Annotated in this window: 14 protein-coding genes; 2 read left to right on the top strand and 12 right to left on the bottom strand. The window is 38.0% G+C overall.

Annotated features, from left to right (window positions below):
- Positions 1 to 160 precede the first annotated feature (160 nt).
- Together ACXACQ_RS08685 and ACXACQ_RS08680 are read left to right on the top strand one after the other, a co-directional pair.
- Positions 161 to 1,501: a PhoH family protein gene (locus tag ACXACQ_RS08685; protein ID WP_474975543.1), complete on the top strand. Its 1,341-nt coding sequence runs from the start codon at positions 161 to 163 to the stop codon at positions 1,499 to 1,501.
- 127 nt (positions 1,502 to 1,628) lie between these two features.
- Positions 1,629 to 2,477, top strand: coding sequence for a DUF3298 and DUF4163 domain-containing protein (locus tag ACXACQ_RS08680; RefSeq protein WP_474975541.1), 849 nt, complete (start codon positions 1,629 to 1,631; stop codon positions 2,475 to 2,477).
- 32 nt (positions 2,478 to 2,509) lie between these two features.
- Here ACXACQ_RS08680 and ACXACQ_RS08675 read toward each other — a convergent pair whose 3' ends face one another.
- The 12 genes from ACXACQ_RS08675 to ACXACQ_RS08620 all read right to left on the bottom strand — a co-directional run bounded on the left by ACXACQ_RS08675 (position 2,510) and on the right by ACXACQ_RS08620 (position 25,849).
- Entirely contained in the window at positions 2,510 to 5,176 is a 2,667-nt protein-coding gene (locus ACXACQ_RS08675; RefSeq protein WP_474975540.1) for a glycoside hydrolase family 2 TIM barrel-domain containing protein, read from the bottom strand.
- Positions 5,177 to 5,324: 148 nt separating this feature from the next.
- The gene (locus ACXACQ_RS08670) at positions 5,325 to 8,702 is read right to left on the bottom strand and encodes an RICIN domain-containing protein (RefSeq protein ID WP_474975539.1); all 3,378 of its coding nucleotides are present in this window, start codon (positions 8,700 to 8,702) and stop codon (positions 5,325 to 5,327) included.
- Positions 8,703 to 8,737: 35 nt separating this feature from the next.
- Complete coding sequence (locus ACXACQ_RS08665; protein WP_474975538.1) at positions 8,738 to 10,759, bottom strand: beta-L-arabinofuranosidase domain-containing protein; 2,022 nt, start codon at positions 10,757 to 10,759, stop codon at positions 8,738 to 8,740.
- Between the two features lie 213 nt (positions 10,760 to 10,972).
- A complete protein-coding gene (locus ACXACQ_RS08660; RefSeq protein WP_474975537.1) occupies positions 10,973 to 11,713 on the bottom strand; it encodes a DUF3823 domain-containing protein in 741 nt (246 codons plus the stop codon).
- Positions 11,714 to 11,723: 10 nt separating this feature from the next.
- Positions 11,724 to 13,583, bottom strand: coding sequence for a RagB/SusD family nutrient uptake outer membrane protein (locus tag ACXACQ_RS08655; RefSeq protein ID WP_474975536.1), 1,860 nt, complete (start codon positions 13,581 to 13,583; stop codon positions 11,724 to 11,726).
- A gap of 11 nt (positions 13,584 to 13,594) precedes the next feature.
- The gene (locus ACXACQ_RS08650; protein ID WP_474975535.1) at positions 13,595 to 16,843 is read right to left on the bottom strand and encodes a SusC/RagA family TonB-linked outer membrane protein; all 3,249 of its coding nucleotides are present in this window, start codon (positions 16,841 to 16,843) and stop codon (positions 13,595 to 13,597) included.
- 554 nt (positions 16,844 to 17,397) lie between these two features.
- Positions 17,398 to 17,961 carry an RNA polymerase sigma factor gene (locus ACXACQ_RS08645; protein WP_474975534.1) on the bottom strand — a complete coding sequence of 188 codons (564 nt, stop codon included), beginning with the start codon at positions 17,959 to 17,961 and terminating at the stop codon, positions 17,398 to 17,400.
- 179 nt (positions 17,962 to 18,140) lie between these two features.
- Entirely contained in the window at positions 18,141 to 19,955 is a 1,815-nt protein-coding gene (locus ACXACQ_RS08640) for a glycoside hydrolase family 2 protein (protein WP_474975533.1), read from the bottom strand.
- A gap of 27 nt (positions 19,956 to 19,982) precedes the next feature.
- Entirely contained in the window at positions 19,983 to 22,418 is a 2,436-nt protein-coding gene (locus ACXACQ_RS08635) for a glutaminase family protein (RefSeq protein WP_474975532.1), read from the bottom strand.
- Between the two features lie 27 nt (positions 22,419 to 22,445).
- A complete protein-coding gene (locus ACXACQ_RS08630) occupies positions 22,446 to 23,480 on the bottom strand; it encodes a glycoside hydrolase family 43 protein (protein ID WP_474975531.1) in 1,035 nt (344 codons plus the stop codon).
- Positions 23,477 to 24,622, bottom strand: coding sequence for an aldose epimerase family protein (locus tag ACXACQ_RS08625; protein WP_474975530.1), 1,146 nt, complete (start codon positions 24,620 to 24,622; stop codon positions 23,477 to 23,479). The genes ACXACQ_RS08630 and ACXACQ_RS08625 overlap by 4 nt, the downstream gene beginning before the upstream one ends.
- A gap of 36 nt (positions 24,623 to 24,658) precedes the next feature.
- Positions 24,659 to 25,849 carry a glycoside hydrolase 5 family protein gene (locus ACXACQ_RS08620; RefSeq protein WP_474975529.1) on the bottom strand — a complete coding sequence of 397 codons (1,191 nt, stop codon included), beginning with the start codon at positions 25,847 to 25,849 and terminating at the stop codon, positions 24,659 to 24,661.
- Between the last annotated feature and the right edge of the window lie 72 nt (positions 25,850 to 25,921).

The raw sequence follows: 25,921 nt of genomic DNA, 5'->3' as shown, positions 1-25,921 counted from the left end.
AAAAGCTGCTTTACTTTAGCATTTCTTCTGCTATCCACTTCCGTAGGCTAATTAAAAATTTCATATTCGTACAGATCTTTACTCTCCTTTTATTTCCGTTTTACCTACAGATAATTAAATTTATAGAAGACACATTCTCTATAAAACTAATCTCTCCTATATGGCTAAAGCTGAAACTAAAGAAAAAAAGATATTCGTATTAGATACTTCTGTAATCATCTTTGAGCATAACTCCATCATGAATTTCGCAGAACATGATGTAGGCATTCCCATCACGGTACTTGAGGAGCTAGATCAATTCAAAAAAGGTAATGACACCAAAAACTTTGAAGCCAGAGAGTTTACCCGCCTAATTGATAAACTGGCAGAAGGTAAAATGTTGCACAACTGGAACAGCCTGAATGGCAAAACCAAGGGCAAGTTTAAAGTACTGATGTATTCTAAAAGTAAAATAGATGCCAATGAAGTATTTGATGAGGCAAAGGCGGACCATCGAATACTCAATGCCGCACTACAGCTACAGCAAGAAGCTAAGGGCAAAAAGGTAATACTAGTAAGCAAAGACATTAACCTAAGACTAAAAGCCAAATCATTAGGGCTTCCGGCTGAAGATTACAATACAGGAAAGGTTAAGAATGTAAGTTCACTATATACCGGCAAAATTATTTATGACAAAGCTGCCCCAGACAAAATCAATAAATTATATGAAGAAGGCTCTGCAGCACCTGAAGACATCCTAGGAGATGAAAAGCCTACAAAAAACAGCTATTACATATTAAAAAGTGGAAAGAAATCGATTCTGGCACACTACAACCCTATTACTGCAAGCCTAGAGCACGTAGAAAAAAAATCTGCATATGGTATAAAACCCCGAAATGCAGAGCAAGCCTTTGCCATTCATGCTATACTTAACCCTGAAATAAAGCTGGTAACAATGCAAGGTGTGGCAGGAACTGGAAAAACGCTTATCGCTTTGGCCGCTGCCCTAGAACAAAAAAGAGATTTCAAACAAATATACTTGGCGAGGCCAATTGTCCCCCTAAGTAATAAAGATATTGGTTTTTTGCCCGGTGATATTAAATCCAAACTTAACCCCTACATGGAGCCGTTGTGGGATAATTTAAAATTCATCCAAAACCAATACCATGAAACGGATAAAGAATATGCTAAGCTAACGGAAATGGTGAACCAAGAGAAACTAGTAATTACACCACTAGCATACATAAGAGGACGAAGTTTATCTAACATCTGCTTTATTGTAGATGAAGCTCAAAACCTAACTCCACATGAGGTGAAAACGATAATAACTAGGGCAGGAGAAAATACTAAAATTATATTTACTGGCGATATTTATCAGATAGACACCCCTTACCTCGATTCGCAGAGTAATGGACTATCGTACCTCATTGATAGAGTTAAAGATCATTCACTGTACGCTCACATCACTCTTGAAAAAGGAGAAAGGTCTGAATTAGCCAATTTGGCAAATGAGTTGTTATAATTTTATTGTTTTACAAGTACAGATCAAAGTCAGGCTAAACACCTGACTTTGAACAAAATATTCCAGCAATTAAAAGCAAGAATAACTTTTATTGCATAATTTTCAGGTAATAATTTTATAAACACGAATGAAAGTCAATTTTTTAATACTTACGGCACTTTTGATATTCTCCAGCATTGTTGGATGTAAAAAGAAACATGAATCTACTGAGCAACCTTCTTCTACCACTATTGATTCAGAAAAGACTGACTCTCTAAGCTATACTTTCAAAGATTTTAGCCGCAAATATGGCGACTGCAACTCTGACACTAGTGCATACTGTACTGAAATTATCTTAAACTACCCTCAGTTTGACACGCTATACAATAGTGGCGCTGCCCAGATCATTAATGAAAAAATAGAAAAACATGTTTTGGCAGACTTTGCAAGTGATTCTTCAGGAGAAGTATCTCTTGATAAATATGCCGACACATTTATAGCTGACTACAAAGAGGTAAAAGAAACATTTGGTGAAGCTTTTGGCTGGTACATTAAGCTCAATGGCCAAGTTTTAAGAAATGACACCGCTGTTATAAGCATAGTACTAGCCTCTGACATGTATACGGGTGGAGCACACGGATCTTATAGTCTACAATACTTAAATTACAACCCACAGACGGGGGATAGCATCTCTTTAAGCTCACTTTTCAATCCTGGCTATGAGAAGAAGCTTAACCAAATAGTGGAGAAAAAATTTAGAACGAAGTATAAAATCAGTCCGGATACAGACCTAAGTGATGAAGGTTACGAATTTGAAAATGGTGAATATTTCAACCCGGGAAATTTCGCTATCTTAAATGATGGCATTAAATTTTTCTACAACAGTTATGAAATAGCCGCTTACGCAAAAGGCCCATCAGAGGTAAGGGTGAGTTTTGACGAACTTAAGGAAATATTAAAGCAGCCACAATCATCTATAATTATGGCAAAAAAATAAAGTAAAAGGCTCCTACTCGGAGCCTTTTGCTTTTAATATATTTTTCTCAGCTCTAAAGCGTTTAAAACTGACCTGCCTACACTTGCATCAAACGTAATGGTAAGACCACTGTCAGCCACCGGAACATTTACCTTATAGCTCACTGGTTGGTATTCCCCATAGCTTTTGGCCAAGTTTAATGAAGTTATGATAGCCTTGCCATTAACGTTTACATCAAAAACTCTTTCTCCTCCCTTTTCCTGTTTAGTATCCTGACCTAAATTATAAACCAACTCTTCACGTTGCTCATGAGAAAGCAGCTCAGCAAAATGTAAAACAAGTTCATATTCACCTGCTGCCACATCTAACTTATATTTGCTTAAGCCAGACTGCTGTACTTGAAAGAGTGGGTCATTTTCAGTTTTCAAAATATTAGCATTTGCTGCTTTTACTTCAGCGTTTCCTAGCCAACCATACTGCCCTTTTTTATATGCCTGATCGGGTAGCCAAACCTGATGCGTCACAGGGTCATGAAAATAACTATGTGCACCAACATTAATATGTATTGCCTCAAATGAATTATCGAACTGAAAAGGCAGTAACTCAAAATGCACCTCTGCAAAATCTTTAACTATTTCACCAGTTTCACTCTCTGCTACGGCTTCAATTAAGTTGTTTCCATTTTTAAAGGGTACCATCCATGAAGCTGTAAAGTTTTCCATTTTTTTAGTCTCTAATTCTTTTCCATTAACAATTAACCGAACTTCACCCTGATTACTAAAAACTTTTAAAGGCTGAAGACTGACGCCAGCTTCCTCTTTTGAGGCTATTCCCGAACGGTATTTCCAATTTCTATTTCCTATTTTCACCAAAGGAGCGTTAGTCAATGCGGCTTGATAGTAATAAAATACTTCTTTTGGTTGTCGATCTAGAGACACTAAGCCTTTATTATTGACATGAGGCACCGCATCTCCTCTACCCTCAGAATAAAAATCATTCAGATTCCAAACATTAGCGCCTACCACAAATGGTCTTTTTAATATTTCTGGCAAATAATGCTGATGATAATATGTTTCATATTCAATAGTAAAATCAAAACGCTCAGGAGCAAAAGAGTGTAGCCTAGGATCGGCTCCAGCGCCATACTCTGTTACAATCATAGGTACATCAGGTAGTTTACTATGGTGCATATCTAAAAATTTCTCAAAGCCTGTAATATCCGCACCATACCAGCCTTGATATAAATTCCAGCCAACAACCATTGGAATCTCAGCCAAACCATTGTTAAAATACCCATCAAACCATCCGTGGTTAGCGATCATGGTATACCGATGAGGGTCTTCTGCTCTTGCAATGTCATCCAATGCTTGGGCTTGTAATTGTATCTTTTTATAATAATCAGCTCTTTCTTGTGAATCCTCATTAAACCTTGGAGAAAGCAACACCTCATTCATATATGCCCAGATGACTACACTTGGATGATTATAATTCTGTGCAATCATTTCTTTTAGCATTACCTGACTATTGGCTTTAAAACCTTCACTATCGGTGACCCTGTTAACAATGGGGATTTCTACTGAAGTTATAATTCCTAACTTATCACACATTTGTAGAATTTCAGGCGCTTGAGGGTAATGAGAAATTCTCAGAAAATTGCCACCCATCTGCTTAAGAAGGCTAATATCACTGATGTGGAGCGCATCAGAAAGTGCATTGCCCAAACCCTTAAAATCTTGATGTCGATTAGTGCCTATCAGCTTATAAGGCTGCCCATTTAATTTAAACCCTTCGCTAACCGTAAAACTAAACCAGCGAACACCCAGCGATTGCCTAATCTCATCAAGCTGCTCATCAGTCTTGGCATCGGTAATAATGGAACTCACTTCATATAAATAAGGATGCTCTGGAGACCATAATTCAGGGTCTTTAAACTTTTTTATTGTTTGGCTTAGCTGTTTACTCTCTCCTGCGCCAAGTTTCACTTTTTCAGATACTTTTTGCACTACTTTTTTCGCAGCGTCCTTTATCAAATGAGTCACTAATACATCTCTTGAATTTGTAGATTCATTTGCCAGCTGCGTAACTAAATGAATATCAACATGATCTACAGAGGCATTAGTAGTATAATATTTAACACCAGAGGAGGCTAAATCTCCAAAATCAAAATGTACTTGATCCTTTAGCACTAAGTAGACGTCTCTATAAATACCTCCAAAAAACGTAAAATCAGCACTTAAAGGCGGGATATCTTCATTATGAGCGTTGCTTACTTTAACATCAATTTGAACCGACTCATCTTCAGAAGAGAAATCAATGAATGCTGAAATAGGAATGTAAAACCTTGTGTACCCACCTTTGTGAGAACCGGCTAATTGTTGATTAACATATATGTCCGCCTCCTGATTTGCCCCTTCAAAATAGAGGTAAACCTGTTTATTTTTCCATTTTCCAGAAACTGTTATAGTTTTAGAATACCAACCGTCACCTCTATAATAACCAGGCATATCATCCACAGCATCCTTATTATTCCAAGTATGAGGCAAATCTATTGACTGCCACTCCACAGCCTTAGGGGAAGGGAAGTCAATATGACTTTTATGAAACTTCCATTGATTATTAATGCTGATTTTATCTGCTTTAAAAGTTGGGGTATGCTGAGCGTTAGTGGTAATTGAACAGGTGAAAAATGTGACTAACAGAAGTATAAGAAATTTATTCATAGCAAAGTGTAATAGTAGATTAGGGCTAAACTACCTATTACTGATTATTGGCACCGTAAACTGAATAGAATTACCCCTTTCTTTGAATTATAGAACCCTAAAATGAAATAAGGGCAGCCAAAATCACTTTTAAACTGCCCTCTTTACACTACTCAACAATTATCTTGTTATATACATTTTTATCCAAAAACTGAGTTTTCACATAGTAAATACCCTTTTTCAAATGGCTTGTATTGAGTTCCAATGTTTGGCCAGAAAATGCATCATTTTCATAATGTACCTTGCCGTTAGTATCCATTATGATTACAGTTGCTTTTTCTACAGCATTAGGAAGATTGATATTAATGATAGTTTTTGCTGGATTAGGGTATAAAGTAACCTCATTCTTTTCTACAGAAAGCGGGCCAGCAGCTACTTTAGCATAACCTGAAATGTTATTAAAATCACGGTCAAATTTCCATAGTTGTGTGTTGCCTCCAACATCGTCCCACTGCCCTACTTGAGCTCCATTGTTAGGATTTACGCCTAAAACATCTAATGCTTTCCCACTATTTCTATTGATAATTTTATAGTAACCATCACCAGCAGGTATTATCTGCCAATGTTGATTAATGCCTCCCCAGTAGTCATACTGCTTTATTAAATGACCATTTTCCAAGCCAAAACCTTCCACCTCCACAGCTTTGCCAGAGTGCATGGCTATTAGCTTATAAAACCCACCTTCTACCAGCTCTACTCTATACTTTTGGTTGAGATTGCCAAAGTACTCCCATTGAATCAATTGGGCTAAGTTTCCTTGAGACATATCATCTACATCCAGAGCTTTTCCGCTAAATTTATTTATTAAGCTGTAGACCCCACCTGACACTACTTCATTAGGAGAAGGATCAGCAATTTTCTCTAACATCCATTGTTGGCCGTTATCTCCCGTATACTCACTTTGAACTATAGGAGCTCCATTGTTAGTCGCTGACTCAGCCACCACCATGGCCTTGCCGCTATGGTTATTTATGATTTTAAAGAAACCGCCTCCCGTACTTTGTAACGACCATTGCTGATTAGGTGTACCTGCATATTGCCATTGCACCACCTGAGCGCCATCATTCAAAGACCACTCCAAATCATCTAATACTTTATTACTATGTACAGCATAAAAGGCATAAACACCACTATTGATCTCTTCTAGTCTAAACTTCTGATTATCGCTGCCAAAGTAATCCCATTGTACTACTTCCTTTCCATTCTCTTGACTTGCCGAACCTACATCTAGGCTTTTTTGTGAATTCTTATTGATGATTTTATAAATGCCGCCTGTAACTATACCGGCATCATCAGAAGGTTTCTGCCCTCCAAAAGCAGCTTCCACTTCTATTCTATCAATTTCTGCAAAACTGGAGACTCTACTGAGTTTAATTACATTATCACCACCTTTGTTTAACCTGACAGACGCTTCTATAAAGTTCTGAGAAAACTGCCCCCAAGGACCGCTATCAGGGTATTCTACATTGCCTAAAATTTTACCATTAACTGAAAGCTGATGCAAGGCCATAGATGCTGTAGCATTGGCATAGTAAATACGAACTATATGTTCACCACTATAACTTGCTTGAATATTATTGAACTGCACGCTACTGTTATTAGTATCTAAACCTCCTACATACCTTCCTCCAGATGCAGTGCCTGAATTATGCACAACTGCAGAAGTTACAACTCCATTTTCAGCTTCATATGTAGCAAATGGAACCGTACTGACTTTTGTAATTACCAAATCATCAAAATTAATCCATTTAGAAGGATTACTTGAAGGAGGTGCATGTACCCCTACTTCCATAGAAGTATTAGTTGGGCCCAGTGTTACGTACAAATGTCTATACGGGAAATCTGACAGATGCTGATAAATAGAAGTGTAGATATAACTCCCTCCATAATTATCCGCATATAATCTGGCTTCTCTACCTGCTGTAGCATTTAACCTACCTTCAATTTTATAAGTAGCACCAGGCTGTAGACCTCCAATAATTTTAAACACTTTGGCTTCGTCATTATTATTACCAGTAATTAGAGTGGCCTTATATTCTCCTGTGGCTGCCAAGCAAGCTCTTGTTACATCATTACACTGGCGCTCTACAAACACGCTGTTATTACTTCCGGGAGAATTCCATACTTGCCAGCCATTAAAATCACCATGTTCAAAATCCCAGTTAGCAGCATAAACACTTGGTAAGCTAGCACTTTGGGGCTGAATTTGATATGCATTGTCAACGATCTTACCACCGTAAGCTCTTATCATACGCTCCATATTTCGCTGAAACTGCAAGGTAAGATCGGTGAATTTATGCTCTACAGGGAAGTCTTTATTCATATGCAATGCATGGTTCATATCGTTGATCCACTTGCCTTCGCCATTGGCATAAATCTTATCTACAAATGCGGCTGGAGTACCTGCCATTCCTTTAATAATTCCCATCATGCCACAAATATTAGCTGCAGTACAGTCTCCATCTCCTCCGGCCAAAGAGCATATTTTCAGTGTTTCCATATAATTGTTAGCACCATACAAAACACTCAGTAAACCAATACCATGATTCACCTCTGGTTGTAAATGAATTTTATCTGAACCAACGGCATACACCCCTCTTCTATGATCATTCCATAGTTCTCTTACTGCCGCACGCCAATCGTTGGGGTATTTTTTATGTAAGTCTACTGCTACCTGATACATCTCTCGGGCAAAACAGTTTTGTGGCAACACTCCCAAGGCTTTTTCTATCACTACACGCGCATCTGTTTCAAAATAAGCAATGGCATGAGCAGCAGCCCAGTATTGTCCCCAAAGCAAATTTTCTCCTTCTCCAGACATGCTAGCAAATTTGGCTACATATTCTGCTGCCTTGTTGGGCATACCGGGAAAATTGGCCCCCATCATTTCATGCTCTATATAGCATTCGGGCAGCCAATGCCCATAGTTGCCATGTTCGCGCTGCCCCATAAGAGGTGCTATTAAATTTTTACTATTGATGAGGCCTATAGCATCCGCTGTGCCTCCAAAATCCATCAACTCATGATTAACCCATTCCTGCTTAATATCTTGATAAGCTACTGCCGGACCGAACTTCTCCAAAATATGCTGATTTAAAACCTCCACATGTTGGTCGTCATCCGAATAGATGATGCCTGGTTCGTAATTAGAAAAGTAATTGTACTCATCACGAGTAGTACCTCCTAAGGTTCCGTTGAGTAAGATAAACCAATCATCAGGAAGGCCTAATAAAAATTCAACAGGTTGTTTTAAGGTAGCTCCAGGCTGATAAAAGCCATTGGGCGTGTTATATACTTTCAGGTATTCGTAACCTGTTACTACTCCTCCACAACTACCTATGAGCATGGCGAGTGTTTTGTCATAGTATTGCTCTTTAGTCAATGTTTGAGCAGGACTGCTGCTGTAGGCGCTGAAAAACATGACCACAGCGATAATAGCTCTAACTCCTAATAACTTAGGAGTTAGAGTAAGAGAGAAATTACGCATTTTTATAGATTTAGGTTAATTAATAATGTACTCGATTACCATACTACCGGAAATTCTGATATTCTCAGGATAGTACTTCCATAGGGGACTAGCTCTATTTCCTCTACCTCTTTATTTTCTTCTACACTGGGGCTGTAGATAAGTGGGCCAGCCATGCCATTATAGGCTTGCCATCGAGGTACTTTCTTAGCTTTTATAGTAAGCTTTATGGGGTTATTTTCCAGATTCCAAGGATACTTACCATTATAAGTGGTTCTTTTTACTTCTACTTTAGGCTCCAATGGCTCATTGTTAATCTTTAACAAACCATAATTCCAATCACTTTTAGGATAAGCTTCATAATAGAAATTCCCATACCACTGAGGGTCTTTTGTATTTTCTACTTTCTTCCACTCCTCTTTAATAGGCAGGGCATACACAAGTGGTCCGTGTTCAACAGAAACAGCATTCTCACTCCAAGTGTGAGTAGTAACGTGCATAGGCAACTGCAAGGTAATTTTATCTCCTTTATTCCATTGCCTTTCAAGTCTAACCAATCCTCCTGCTTTACCTTTTTTAATTATTTTACCATTGACCATAACAACGCCTTCGGTACACCATTCTGGTACTCTAAGCTCAAATGGAAATGATAAATTTTTCTTAGAGAGCTTCTCAATACGAAACTCTATCCTGTCTTCAAATGGATAATTTGTGGTTTCAGTAATTGTGGCCTTTTGTTGATCTGCCACTTTTATATTTACACTAGAAGGAGCATAAATTAATGCGGCCACTCCGCCATCAATAGTAGCATACCACAAATTTTGAGTGAATTTTGGCCAGCCTTGGTGCATATTAGCAGTACAGCAAGGGTATCCTGTTAGTAGCCCAAAACATGAAACTGTTGCACCATTAGGATTCACAAAATTTCTGTATTTACGCGATACTTCAATTTGATTAGCTTGCTGAAAATATTGACGAGCCATATAATCATCAGTAACTTGAGCTGGCAATGCATTGAACGCTATCTTTTCTAACCTATCTGCAAAACTCAAGTTACCCGTTATTGACAGCATGCTTTCTAGAGAAAACATCATTTCTACTGCCGAACATAATTCAGAGCCTTGTGTGGGCACATTACCATGTAGCATTTCATCTCCGCCATACAAGCCATAAGGTTGACCATTGTATTTCATCAGGTCATAAAAACCTTTATCCACAGCCTTGAGATACTTATCTTCTTTAGCCTGCTGGTAATAAATGATAGGCTCCTTTATTCCCTGTGCTATATTAACGCAGTGCAGACTACCTTTTCTGGTTAGATGATCTTGATGTAGAAAAACATCTGTCCAATTGAAAGTTTGTTGATGTACAATTTCTGCTAACTCTAAGAGCTTCTGATCGCCAGTAATATTGTACAGCCAGTAAATAACCTGAAGATTATCACCACCTCTTCTGTTGGCCCAGAAAGTCCAATGCCCCAGAGGAGTTTTGGGCAGCTCCTCCAATTGATAATGAAAGTATTTTGTCATCAGCTCGATGACCCTTTTATCTTCTGTAGCCGAATAATATTGCTGAAGCACTTTCAACATCACCATTTTTGGCCACCAGTCCTTTAGGTTATCTCTTTGTAAGCCATCTTCGTAGCTATATGGCTTTTCAGGTTCCAACGGGCCAAAATAACCATCTGCTTGCTGATGATTTATGCTCCATTCGACCCAAGGCTTCACTTTAGCTTTCAGCTCATCGTCATCTAAGATGTAAGCCAGAGGCAATAGCCCATCAACCCAATAAGGGCCCCTTTCCCATTGATCGCCATCACCACCGAGCCAGCCATTTCTTTCTCCCATTACGAGAGGATATAGCTCATCGAGATGACCAGTCATGCCTTCCTTTTGCCTTATTAGCTGATCTAGCAACCAGCCTTGAGGCCTAACATCACCTATGGGTAATAAAATGTACGGATTTTGATGTAACGGGGCTCTACTGCCCGTATAATTAGAATTTTTAGTCTGAGCAATGAGTTGGTTGAGACCAAACACCACAATGCCCAGGGTCATTATATACTTTAATGAATACATGGTTAGCTTTTTATTAGTAAAAAAGAAGAGATAGAATTTCTAACTGCTTCTTACTCAAAAACTAAATTGATGTACCCGGGGTAAGTACATAATAAAACTACACCAAATGGTGCTTGTCAATCATGTTGAAGTATCATTCTTTAATAATGTTATGATTAATAGGCGGTAATTACCTGACAAGCTACCAAATGGCGCAGTGATAGTACAACTATACTATAAATCTATTTTCTGTACAGGTGAAAATATCATATATTGAACACCTGCTAATTTTATTCCAATACGGCCAAACACATAGTTTTGATCATGTATAAAATCAGGCTTAGGCAGCACCATATTAAAACTACTTAAGTCTGTATTTTCATCCACTGCTATGTTAGCAGCTCCTTGAAGGTTATCATCATCATCACTGCTAACTTTATCGCCTTGTATGTTATTACCATCATCAACGAAACGTGTTTTACCTAAGTAAAAGCTTACTCTTTCTACATTTTTAGCATTTGCTCCATCTATAATCTGATTTACACCAAAACTTACTCGAATTGAATCAGTAACAGTGTAAGCTGGGTTAGAGACTGTATAATACGGTGTAACTGGAATATTAAATTCTGTGTTACCAGAAACTGTTACGTCTATCGTATCACTTTCTGTACCCAAAACAAATGGATATTGTTCTAAAGCCTGACTTACAAAAACGATTTTATATTGCGAGTCAAACAAAGCTGAACTGAAACTTCCATCCGTATCTATAAAGACATCCATTGACCCTGGTGTCTCATCATATTTGGGTTCAAATAGTAAAAACTTAACATCATTATACCCAAGGTTAATTCCTTCATTTTGGTAAGACAAGCTTCCATGTAATTTGGCATTTGGGCCATCATAATTATCGTAATCACAAGAAAAAAGAGTAATCCCGATAAATAATAATGTTATATATTTAAATAATATTTTCATATCTCAAATTTTATAATATTGGATTTCTTACCAGCTTAGGGTTATTAGCCAAAACATCTGCCGGAATTTCAGAATAGTAATTTCCTAATCTCCATCTTTCAGGATCACCCACTATTTGAGGTTTTGATTTAACAAATATCCATTGTCCATCATGCTCATCTCCAGGGTTATAAACTTTATATGGCAATAGGCCATACATCTGAGTGTTTTTAGAAGTAGCATCCGCTAAATTATTATCCAACTCATCAATAGACAGTGCTTGACCATTCCAAATGACATGGGCTAACCTCCATCTCTTCAAGTCCCACACTCTATGGTCTTCAAAAGCTAACTCTACCTGACGCTCATGCACAAATCTATTCAGCGACAAATCAGCAGCTGTCAATGGTGTTTCAAAACCAGCTCGGGCTCTCACCTGATTCAAATAGCCGACAGAAACATCGTTTTGACCTAGTTCAAAAGCAGCCTCTGCCATATTTAACAATACTTCTCCATACCTATACCTGATCCACCAAACGTCACTTCCCGTGCCTCTACGGCCAGTTCCTTTATTGGTATCTAAGTATTTTCTGATTAAGAAACCTGTTTGAGTGGTAAAATCTCTTCCTTGCACCGGACCATCATTACCTACGATTTTTGCAGTAACCTCAGTCCCTGGAATGGTATCGTATTTACCTGGGTCATTTATTGAGTATAAATCTCCATTTGGCAACTTTAATCCAGCCTGGATATCAACATTTCTACTTCTGAATTTTGACCCTGGTAATATTACAGTTCCTGCCAAGCGCGCATCTCTACCTTCAAAAATATCTAACTGGTTTTCGTAGTATACATCTTTACCTGCCTTTAAAGGCTCAAAAGTGTTGTCTAGTTTTTCAAATGCTTCTACTAAGTTTAAAGAAGGATTTAATTTGCCACCGGCATCATTATCTTCACGCATTGACAACGGTATGTTCTCAAAAGTAAAACCATGCCACCTAGAACCACGCAAGTAATCTTTTGCAAAAATAACTTCTGTATTTCCTTCTTTGGTTAAGAATAAGTCAGAGAAGTTTTTCTCTAAATCATCATCTTGTAAGTAAAGAGAATAACCTGTAATTTCTTGCCCAGCCTCCAAGGCCGTTTTATAATAATCATCTGCCATTGAAGCAGGAATACCCACTATATTAGGCTCCACTTTAACAGATGAAGTAGTTGCTCCATACTTAGCAATAGAAGCCGCATATAGCGCAGCTCTACATTCAATAGCCAGCGCTAAACCTTTCGTTGCCCTTGTTTTGATATTTGGGTCATTAGGGAGTGTATTCTTAATGGCTTCCATCTCAGAGATGACAAAATCGTAGATTTCATACTCTTTTGAGCGTGGAAACTCTAAAGCTTCGGTATTACCATCGTAGTTATATTCTAATGACTCAGTTATTAAAGGCACACCACCCATTCTTTTTACCAAATCAAAATAAATAGCAGCTCTAATTAATCGGCCTTCAGCAATGAATCGTTCTCTAATTTCAGGATCAAAATTATCTGCAGCAGTAGATTTTTCTATAAATAGGTTCACTTGCCTTACATAGCCATAGTCCCACCAAGAAAGAAAATCATAGCCATACTCTGAGTTTTTCACCCTCCAATGATCGGCACCAAACGAGCCTAAACCTTCGTCAAAATCAGCAAATAACCACCATGCTTCTAGCTGCTGATGGGTAGGATAACGGTCATACAAATCTGTAAGCACAGTGTATGCCAAATCCGAATCACTCCAAATCTGATCTTCCAACAAAATATTTGTTGGGTTCTTTGATAAAAACTCCTGATCATTACAACTCGCCACTACGAATAGCATCAGGATTAATATTGATATTTTAATTTTCATAATAAGCGTGTTTAAAAGGTGATATTAAACCCAGCATTTACTAAGAAGTTTTGAGGATATTGGATACCATTATCCGCAGCTACTTCAGGGTCAATGTCAAATTTCTTCACATTGTCGAATGACAACAAGTTGTAACTATTGACATACACACGTGCACGTTTCATTTTCACTTTTTCCAATAATGATGTAGGTAATGTATACCCTATCTCTAATGTTCTCAATCTTAAATACTTCACGTTAATTGTCCACCAATCAGATAAAGTGTTGTAATTAGAAAGGTCACCAGTACCTGCATAAGTTCTGAAAGCAGGGTTTTCACCCGGAATCCAAGCACTGTTAGGATCATAAGGGTCTTCGTGATGCCAACGGTCCTCATATAAGATTTTATTTAGGTTACCGTTGTTTTGGAATGGCTCTCTCACTTCATGATCTCTCACGTAGGTGAACATGCCCCCTCCAGAGAAGTCCATGGTTAAATCAAATGCTTTATATTTCACACTGATATTTAAACCATAATTGAGCACAGGAGCAGCATCACCACTGGCGTACCCAATTGGTCTATCATCGTAGCCATCAATTCTACCATCACCATTTACATCTTTATAAATTAAGTCACCTGGTAAAAGAGTTTCGTTACCTTTTCCATCTATGTTAACAGGGTAATTATTGATTTCATCTTGTGATTGGAATTGACCAATAACTTCTTTACCCCATAAAATATTGCCCCATCTGTCTTGAGTAGAGTTTCTATACTCATCCCAGCTGTTTTTAAACCTAGGCTTGTAAGTAGAAATTTGCTTATATCTGGAATATGAGAAGTTACCACCAAAATTAAATTGGAAATCACCTACATTAGTATTGTAGAATAAAGCAATTTCACCTCCCATCTGGGCGTCTTTATTGAGGTTTTCAGGAGGCAGTGCAGCTCCAAATTCTGAAGGCAAAACCACATCATATTTTTCCTGAATCAAACCATCTCTTTGTCTGTAGAAGTAATCAAGTGATCCGCTTAACTTACTGTTGAATAAAGCGAAATCAGCACCAATATCGGTCACCTTACTGGTGTACCAAGATAACCCTGTGATAGGAATACCTCTATCTCTTGATCCATTTACTGCAGAACCTCCATCTATATATTTTGAAGCCCCGTAATTATACCCATAGATATATGCATATGGGTCTATATCTGCTCCGTTATATTGAATATTATCGTCTCCTAATTCACCATATGAAGCTCTGAATTTTAAATCAGACAATGCATTTAAGCCTAAATTTTGGAAGAAAGGCTCTTCTGTGATCCTCCACCCCGCAGATACTGAAGGGAAGAAACCGAACCTGTTGTCTTTAGAAAATTTCCATGAAGCATCATACCTGCCGGCTAATTCTAAATAGTATTTCCTCTTATACTCGTAGTTTAATTTACCTACATACCCTACCCTTGCCTGATCGTATTCTTCATCAGTATAATCAGCATCCATATCATCAAACCTGATCAGTTCGAGGTAATTATTGGTAGGTACAGCATGCATGAATTGATACCTTCTGTTGCGCTCAATTCTTTCTGCAACATAAGTAGCCCCGAAAGTATGATCATTATTAAATGTATGGTTATATGATAATTGGCCTTGCATAACCGTTTCCAAAATATTCTCATAACTACGAGACCTATAAGGGTTTTGGTTGATTTGTACGGGGTCATAAGAGTCATCTTCCGGGTTGTAATTATACCCGGTATAAGTATACTCAAAGTTATTAGTAATGTTATTGGCTTGATAGTAAGAGTAAAGCCCTTTAGCTTTCAATCCTTCTAATATTTGATACTCTCCTGTTAGGTTAGCCTGAGCTATTCTCCACTCACTTTTAAAAGACCCTGAAGTCTCATAGTTCATAAACGCCCAGTTTTTACTAGGGTCATTAAGGTTTGCATTCGGGTAATCAGGATTATCATTTGCAAAAGGTCTTTCTGTAGGTCTGTTTTTCAAAATGGCTAACCTTGGAAATAAGTAATCATCAGGATCTGGCAACCCTGGATTTTCTCTTATTTCTTGTCTACCATTAATCTGAACCCCAATTTTCAGTTTATCAGTAATGTTACTTTCTACATTGGACTGCAAATTGGTTTTATTAAAATCAAAAGCATCTCCAAAAACAGCCTTTTGATCAAAACGAGTTACAGAGAAATAGTATTTGGTATTTTCAGAACCACCATTCACATTTAAGTTAATGTTGCTTTGAGGCGCGTTGCCTTCCACTATATAATCATACCAATCAAAGCTCTTATACCCTGCATCTGTACCTTTTTGCCAGTTAGCCAGCTCATTAGGGCTAATATCAGAGTAACCATACTCATTAATACTACCTTCTACCTGAGCACGCTTATACTCATAGGCGTTAACACCTTCAGGAAACCTTGTCCAATTCTGAATACCATAATATCCATTGATATTTACTTCTGGCCCCTGCCCTAACTTACCTTGCTTGGTAGTTACCAAAACAACTCCATTAGCCGCACGTGAACCATATATTGCTGCAGATGCATCTTTTAAAACAGAAATACTCTCTATATCATTAGGAGAAAGCATGTTAAACTGTCCTGCATCTTTTTGAATTCCATCTATAATATATAATGGTGTACCCATGTTCCTCACCTGAATATTGGCTGTAGCACCAGGACGACCATCGGGCTGTCTAAAAGATAAGCCCGGTACTTTACCTGCTAACATTCCACTGGTAGTACCAGAAGCTACCTTTTCTATATCTTCGCTACTTACGCTGGCTATGGCTCCTGTTAAAGATTCTTTCTTTTGAGTTCCATACCCTACTACCACCACTTCTTCGAGTGCTGTTACGTCAGGCTCTAATTGTACATCTATTTTGCTTCTGCTACCAACCTCTACTTCCTGAGGCTTATACCCTATAAAAGAATATACTAATGTAGTACCGCTTTCAGGCACTGAAATAGTATAATGTCCCATTATATCTGTAACCGTACCTTTGGTAGTTCCTTTTACTAAAATGCTCACCCCTGGCAAAGCTTCTCCATCTTCTGAAGTAACTGTACCTTCAACTGTAACATCAGCCTCATCATTAATTTTATCAATCCCTTCGGCTATTACAGGGTGCGTTGTGTTATTATTAGAGATGCGAGAAGTAGTAATTTCTGTAGCTGATAAAATTCCTACAAAAATCACCTGCAGAAGTACCGTAAAAAGCACTTTCTGTCTGCGCATCCCTCTATTTTGAGGTAGTTTTAATTTCATACCATTATCATTTAATTAAATAAGTAGTAGTAAATACATGAGTTATTAGCTCACTGCATGCTCTGATGAGCCTTTGTTAATGGGTGACATTTAATCTTCCGCGTTAACTCGTATTAGTGTTTTCTTTCATGGGTCGGTTAAATAAATTGTTGATTTAATTTTTTGTTTTTGGGCTATCGGTAATAGTATGCGCCTCTTTCTAAAACATGTTTTAGAAAGAGGATTTTTAATGTTCGCACACAGAAATATGAGTGTAATAAAACCTGAAAAGTGTATTTTTCTTGTTTCGAAATCGATTTCAGTTTAAGAAATAAAAAAAACTGAGAAGAATCAATTAGAGAGTAGCGCACATGTGCACATATAGTTTTTGTTATTTCTAAGGCGTAGTTTTTCCAGCCCGACTTTTTATCAGAAACAGATAACCACGCTGAGTTATGAAAACGATTGAAAATCAAAAGATAACTTGCCATTTATAACTACGAGTGAGCTAAATCGAATAACTCACCATTATTTTTAATATTTTTTTACTTTTTTTTCAGGTCTTGCACTCTGGGTTAAATATTGGTTTTTAAAGAGGCTATAGCTTTAGAAATAAGATTATAAGTTGACTCTATACTTAAATTCATAATACCGCTTATCTCTTCATTGCTAAAATTCTCCATATACCTCAATTGAATAACTTCTTGCTGCCTTTTGGTCAAAAACCTTAATGATTGCTCAAAACGCATTTTTCTTTCTAACACTGTCTGCTCATGTATAAGGCTTTCTTCTATTGATGGGCTGCCTTCTTGCAACCAATATGAATTATCAGAAACCCTGTATTTATTAGCTTTTTTGAGTGTTACTATAATCTTTCTTTGTAATGCTTTAAACAGATAAAACTGAAGTGAAGACTTTATTTGAATATTCTCTTTGTACTTCCATATATCTGTAAAAACATCATGAATACAATCCTGTACGATAGAACTGTCAGGTGAAATCCGCATGCCATACTTATATAAATCATCCAGATACATATTGTATATAGCTCTGAATGCCGTCCTATTTCCAGCTTTTACACCTTCCCATAAATCCACATGGCTTACTGCCTCTTTACTTTCAGAAACTGGACTAATCATAGTGTAGTTAGTTGAAACCATACATTTTGGCTAATCACCATTTTTTTAAACTGTAACTTTTACGGTTGTAAAATCACGACAATTTTGCACCTGAGAAAAAGAACAAAACCGCAAAAATTGCCGTGATTACTAACCGATCCTGATTACATCATCATTACCTTACTGTTTAGTAAGATTTCTTATTTATCAAGGCTGTGGATTACCTCTTGGTTAATAGCTCTTACCTTAGCTTCATCCACCTTGATCACCTCACGGTCATAAGTCAATAGACCGTTAACTTCTCCTTCTACATCTGTAGTTTGTGTATATACTGCCGCAGAAAAACCGGCTTTTACCAGCCCTTTCAGAATTTTGGCATATTTCACATACTCGTCTGTTACTTGTTTTTTATTCTTAAACTGTACATAACCCCAGTTTTTCTCTTCGTCCCAGATGTGCCCTTTTTCAACCATGCCAATACCACCATACTCACCTAGCACGGTAGCTCTTTGACCATCGTACAAAAACAGCTCAGGTGCGGGGTAACTATGTAAATCCAGCATGTCACTTGCAGCGAAATGATTACCTCCACTTGCTCCATCTATTAAGCGACTAGGGTCATAATTTGTAGTCCATTCTACAATTTCTTTAGTTTTAAACTGCCCCCAAGCTTCATTGAAAGGCACCCAAACCACTATTGACGGGTAGGAATAACATTGGTCCATAATCTCTTTCCATTCTTTACGGAAATTCTTTTCAGACTCAGCAGATCGCTGTAGCTCTTCTCCATGGAAGTACCTACGGTTTTCCCATCTCTGGAAACCTCCACCTGTAGGCATATCTTGCCACACTAATATTCCTAGCTTGTCGCAGTGAGTATACCAGCGAGCTGGTTCTACTTTGGTGTGCTTACGAATCATATTAAAGCCCATATCTTTCGTTTTTTTGATATCGAAAGCCAAAGCTTCATCCGTAGGAGCTGTGTATAATCCATCGGGCCACCAACCTTGGTCTAGTGGACCAAACTGAAAATAATCCTTGTTATTAAGCTGTAGCCTCACTATGCCTTTGTCGTCTCTCTTCTTTGAGATTTTTCTCATAGCAAAGTAGCTATCTACGGCATCGGTCTTTTTACCTTCTGATATGAGGCTTACCTTTAAGTCATATAAAAATGGTGACTCTGGAGACCATAGCTTTGGAGATTTGATGTACAGCTCGGCTGTTTCTCCTGCTACAACTTTAGCAGTAGCCACTACTGTACCTTTATCTAAAGCCTGAACCTCTACAACATCGCCATATGCTGTGCCAGCTACATTGGCCTCTACTTGCAACAAGTTTCTGTCAATATCAGGCGTAACTCTTAGGTTTTCTATATGCTTAGCGGGCACGGGCTCTAACCATACTGTTTGCCATATGCCAGTAACGGGCGTATACCATATACCTTCTGGTTTATTTACCTGCTTACCTCTTGGCTGGTCACCAGTGTTGGTACCATCCCAAACTCGTACAGTTAATTTTTCTTTTCCTGAAAATTGTAAGAATGGAGTAATGTCAAAACTAAAAGATGTATAACCTCCTGTATGAGCTCCTACTTTAATGTCGTTTACCCATACTTCAGCCTTCCAGTCAACCGCACCGAAATGAAGTAATATATCTTGACCTTTCCAGTCAGATGATACTTCAAACTCAGTATCGTACCACACTACTTCTTTTTCACTTACTCTTTTTTGAACTCCTGATAAGCTAGACTCTACCGGAAAAGGCACTAAAATTTGACCATCCGCTTTTTCTGCCTTAGCCTCATCTATTCCTTTTATGCTATAATTCCATAGTCCGTTCAAGTTTTTCCAGTCTTTCCTTTCCATGATCGGACGAGGATATTCTGGCAAAACATTACTAGGATCTACATTTTTAGCCCATTTAGTTTTTATTCTATTGCCCGCGGGTTTCCACTGAGCAAAGGCTGTGGTAGCTCCTAAAAGTGTTATTAATAATATAGATAGTATCTTATTCATTCTAAAAGTTGAATTTTACTGTAGTTATTAATTGTTGTGCTTATCCATTAACTTAATGAAATAGCCACCTACTACGCTTCTGGCCTGAAAGCCACGCTGAGTTCCGTCTTTGGTTCTGTGCCAATCACTTAATGGTACTCTATCTGTAGTTTCTGTAGCGAACTTATAAATTGGCTTCACAAAAGTTTCAAAGTCATCTTTGTTATCCGTTAAAGTAGCTGTCCACATTATCCAGTCGGATTTAGTGTAACCTTTTCTACTATCTAATGGTAAGCCAAATTCGTTTTGCTGTGATTTGTAATACTTGATCTCTTTTTCGTAAACCTCTTTTGGGAACAGGTCTAGGTCCATAAGTTTATCCCACACTAAGTTGTATTTCTGACTCCAAGTGCCTGGGTTTTCAAATGTTAATGAATAGTGGTCTCCGTCATCAGCCAACTTCATCCACTTCTCAGCAAAGTCTTTAGCTTTTTGGTGATACTCTTCAGCTATTTCATCTTCACCAAGCATTTTAGCCATTTTGGCATATGCACCTATACCCACTATAGCTTTTACTGATAGGTTTGCATTTCTTGCGATATGCCCTGCAAAATCATCGGTACATAATTGGTTTTCAGGATCAAAACCATCCTTTTCTAAAAACTTAACCCACTGCGTTAATGATTCCCAGTGTTTTTTAGCATAATCAGGCTTACCTTCTGCATCTACTATTGCAGCTGTTAAAATGATCATGTTACCAGATTCTTCCACTGGCATATCTCCTCCATAAACCTGACCATTGGCTTTAGGATAAGTTCCTAAATCATGAGCAGCAAAAGGTTTCTTCCACTTTCCGCTTTCGCTATAGTAGAAAATACCATTAAGCATTCCTTTTAATAAATCAGGGTTGTACACTAAGAATAATGGCGCTGAAGGATAAGTAACATCCACAGTATTGATACATCCATTACTGAAGTTTTCTTTTGATAAGAATAAAATTTCTCCCTCTGGGCTTTTTACAAGTTTATGTGCAGCAATAGCTTGTCTGTAAGCTATAGCACAAAGTTTTGCGTACTCATCACCCCCGGCTTTAACAGCTCTGCTGTATAATTCTTTATCAAAAGCATCACAAGCTTTAGTTACTTTTTCATAGTCTTTATATGCTTTGGTCAACTCTCCTTCTATAGTAGCATTTCCACTTTTCCACCAAGGCTTTATTTCGTTTCCAAAATATTCCACAGAGTATAAGTCATCATACCCCAACATAAATACCTGGCTCTTAGCAGTTTTATTCACCTGACCTAGGTCTACAGTGGTTCCAAGAATTACATCCTGACCGGTAGTTTTGCCAGCTACCTCTTGATGCTCTTGCACTTCTTGAGTAGTATTGGCAGCAGTAGCCGCAGCTACATACATATATCCCCAATCAATTCTTAAATCATCACCAGTTTTTTCTAATACAGGTTGCTCTTTAGAACCCGCTTTTAATATGGTTAAATCTCCTGAAGTATATTTTTCAGTAGTAACTTGCTGAAAAGGTGTGTTTACAGCGAGAGTAGCTGATGCCCCGAAGTATACTTTTACTTTATGATCTTTGCCATCATTAGCTTTTACGCCATAAGTAATATAAGATACAGGTCTAGCCAATAAGTCAAGGTTATCCATTAATAATGGAGAGGTAAACGTAAGGCTCATATCTACTGCACCACAGGCAAAATTATAAATAGTCTGTGTAGGAGTAACATCAACACTGTTTTGCTTAGCCACTTGCATGTTATCATTCTTTGGCTTTTCTTTTATTGATAAACCTGCATCTAGCCAAGCACCTCCGGCAGTATTAGCCACATGTACTGCTAATACATTTTCACCCTTTTTAAGACTAGCTTTTGCCTTTTCGTTTAATTCATGGTAGTTATACTTAGTATTCCATCCTTTAAATTCATAAATAGAAACACCATTGATGTAAACCTCTATGTTATCGTCATGGCTCAGTTTTAAGAAAAGAGCATTAGCATCAAACTTTTTGGGTAAATCAAAAGTACGCCTCACCCATAAATCTTTGCTTTTCCACACTGTTTTAGCCATTGAAGGGTTATCTCCAAAAGGCCCTTCGGTAGACTTCCAGTTTTTATCATTAAACTTTAATGTTTCCCAACCTTGCTCAGGAGTTGATTCTGTGAATTTAACAGTATAAGATTCCTGATCTGAAGTAGGCAATAAAGCGCTATAATTAACAGGGTCTTTTCCTAAAACTCTGTATTTAGTACCATCTACTTCTACCCATCCCATTATAGGCTGGTCAGCACCAGTCCAGTGCTTAGTAGAAGCTGTATTTACTTGATCAGTAAATGACCAAATGCTAAAATAAGGGTCATGCGCAATGAGCGGGTAAGCAGGTGCTTTTTCTGCTTGCGACCATGCCGATCCATAGATGCAAGTGCCCGCCAATAGCACCCATAATTTCATCAGTAATTTGTTATTCATGAGTTATTGTTATTGAGTATAAGTTAGTTATTTAGTTTCTGAAGGAATTGGCATGGCTTTTCCGGCCTCTACAGGAGTACCAAAAACAGGCCTGCCACTGGCATCCCATTCAAATTTTTGCATTCGAGGTGATCTGGTATCACCACAACCTAAACCAGGCTCGCTGTTAGCATGGTATAAAATCCAGTCTTCTTTGCCGTCAGGTGATTTAAAGAAAGAGTTGTGCCCAGGAGCATAAACTCCATTAGCTTCGTTTTGCTCAAAAACAGGCTTTTTAGATTTTGTCCAGTTTTTGGCTTCTAATAAGTCACTATTTATGTCAGCAGTAAGCATTCCTAGCGCATAGTAGTCTGTCCAGCAGGCATTAGCTGAATAAATCACGAATATTTTGTCACCATGAATTAAAGGTTGAGGCCCTTCATTTACATATATATGGTCTAGGTCTTTTTCGTCCCATGTGACTTTTCCATGTTTTTCCCAATCAAATTCAGGAGTTGCAATCATCACACGCTCACCTTCCAGCGTCCATGGATTCTTCATTTTTGCGATATAGATATCTTGTCGGCCATTTTTGGATCCTTCCCAACCAGACCATACCATATAAAGCTGTTTATTTAAAGTAAATACTGAGCCATCTATAGCCCAGTGGTCTCCTTCATCTTGAAGTTTACCTTTTACTTTCCACTCATCTTTCATGGGGTCTTTTCCTTGGCACTGCAGCACCCATAGCCTATGATTATTGTTGTTGCCATCATCAGCGGCTACATATACATACCATTTACCTTTAATAAAATGAATTTCAGGAGCCCAAATCTCTTTACTGTTCATTCCAGTGGCAGGTGGAGTCCAAATGGTAACTTGTTCTGCATCTTTCAAATTAGCCAAGTTATCAGTCTTCCATATTACTACTCGGTTAGCCATAGTGTGCGTATAGTAGTAATATCCATCTTTGTGAATAGACCATGGATCTGGCCCGCCTTTTAGCAAAGGGTTAGTAAAAGTTTTATCCTGAGCTTGTGTCACCAATGGCAACACAAGCATTAAAAGCATCAAATACCTCATTTAGTAGAAAATTTATATACCGTAGAAGTAGTATAAACCGCCCCTGAATCAAGCTCTACTGTAGGAAACTGTGGCTGATTGGGCGAATCGGGGTAATGCTCTGTTTCCATAGCGAAACCATACCTCTGTGCATATTTTGTGTTATACTTTCCTGTAAGACTACCATCTAAGAAATTACCAGAATAGAATTGTAAACCTGGCTCAGTAGTGTATACTTCCATGGTTCTACCACTTTCTGGATCATGCACTGTAGCGGCCAGGCTAAAGGCTTTATCTTTATTTAAAACCCAACAGTGGTCATAACCCCCGCCTAATTTTAGCTGCTCATTATCTTGGTTAATTCTTGCTCCTATTTTTGTGGTTTCTCTGAAATCAAAAGGTGTTCCTTCCACCGCTTTTAATTCGCCCACAGGAATTAAAGTGCTATCCACAGGCACGAATTTGTCAGCATTGATCATCACCTCATGGTCAAGAATATCTCGTTTAGTATTTCCCGTAAGGTTAAAATATGAATGCTGGGTAAGATTGATAACAGTCTTTTTATCGGAAACCGCTTTATAATCGATTTTCAACTCATTGTTATCATTCAATGTATAAGTTACTTCTACATCAAGATTACCAGGGTACCCTTCTTCCATGTCAGGGCTGGTATAAGTTAATTTTAAAGTTTCTGCATTAGGTTGCTCTGCAGCCCATATCACCTTATCAAAACCTTTATCTCCACCATGTAAACTATTAGGTCCGTTGTTTATAGCCAAAGTGTACTCTTTCCCATCCAAGGTAAATTTCCCTTTTGCTATTCTGTTACCATATCTACCTACAAGTGCTCCAAAATATGGGCTTTCTTTTAAGTAGCCATCTAGGTTATCGTAGCCCAAAACGACATCTTCTTTTTTACCGTTTTTATCGGGAGTCATTAGAGAGGTGATTAATCCGCCATAGTTAGTTACTGTGGCCACTACTCCATTCTTATTTTCAAGTTTGTACAAGTAAACATCTGTCCCATCTACCTGTCCAAAAACTTCTAAACTATCTTTAGTTTCAGTATCAGCGGTTTCTTCAGTCTTCTTAGGACTGTTACACCCTGTAATAAAAGTTACGCCTATTACAAGAGCCAGAGCTCTATTCAGAATCGAATGCATATTAATGTCAATTATATAGTCGGTAATAAATGTTTCTTAGTTAGCCTCTGCCGCGAGCTTCTTTATTAAATTAGTTTCGGCAGTGTCATAAGGAGTTCCATCAGACTTCAACACTTCATGAAACCATACATCCGGCTCAGAAGTATATTGTTTGTCCCAGCTATCCCAAGGGTATTTTGTTTGAGATTTTCCATCTACAAAACCCCAGTTAAACATGGCTATATTTTCTTTTTTGGCTATAGGTAAAAACCCTTGGAAAGTACTTCCGTTTGGTCTTGCCATGTATTCAGTACACAATAGAGGTCTCTCGTACCTTTTTAACCAGCCAATTCTCTTTGTAAATTCTTCAGGCGAATCATAATTGTGAAATGAGATTACATCAGATTGCTCTAATTGAGTCTTTTGAACCGGATTTAGCTTATCTTCTGAAGACCAATCGCCCAACCAAATACCAGAAGTTAGTGGCTGAGAAGGATTTACTGATCTAGCCCAAGTAAAAGCATTCTTTAATAGAGGGAGCACATACTTCGGCTTGTCTTTCAACTCTACTTTACCATAAGCACGAGCATTGTCATTATCAGGCTCATTCCAAACATCCCAACCTAAAATTCTGCTATCGTTAGCAAAAGCGCCTACTACACCTTGTACATACTTTTTTAACCTTGGGTAAGATGTAGTATCTTCCAAGGCTTCTTTTCCAGGGCTCTGTACCCATCCGCTATTATGAACGTGTGGTTTCGGAGCTCTTTGTTTACCTAGTTCAGGATATGGATCCCAGCACGAATCAAATAACACAAATAAAGGTTTGATCTCATGCTTCTCAGCTATAGCCAAAAATTTGTCTAACCTATCTACAAAACCAGTTGAATCTTGCTGCCATAATAAATCGTGTAAATAAACACGCGCGGTATTCATACCTAAATCGTGAGCCCAGCCCAACTCCTGATCAATAGTTTCTGGATCAAAGCTGTCTGCTTGCCACATTTCTAATTGATTAATGGCAGTGCGAGGATTGAAATTACTCCCTACAAGCCATGGCTGCTCGGCATACCATTTATTTGCTTTTTCTTTCGTCCATTTGTCTCGTCCTTCGCTAGAATTATGGGTAGTTGTCTCAGATGAATTAGTTTTGCTGTTAACATCCTCATCCTGAGGCTTAGAGTTATTACATGATGTAATAACTAACATGAGAAGTAGAATGAATCCCGTATTGAGATATTTGGTCATAGTAGCTTAATCGATTTAGTTTGCATCCACTTTTATCAACAGAGAAAAAGGGGATTGTTGAAAAAATTTATT

Source organism: Fulvivirga sp. AWR4_260, assembly GCF_056158185.1.
This window is presented reverse-complemented; position numbering and strand designations above follow the sequence as displayed.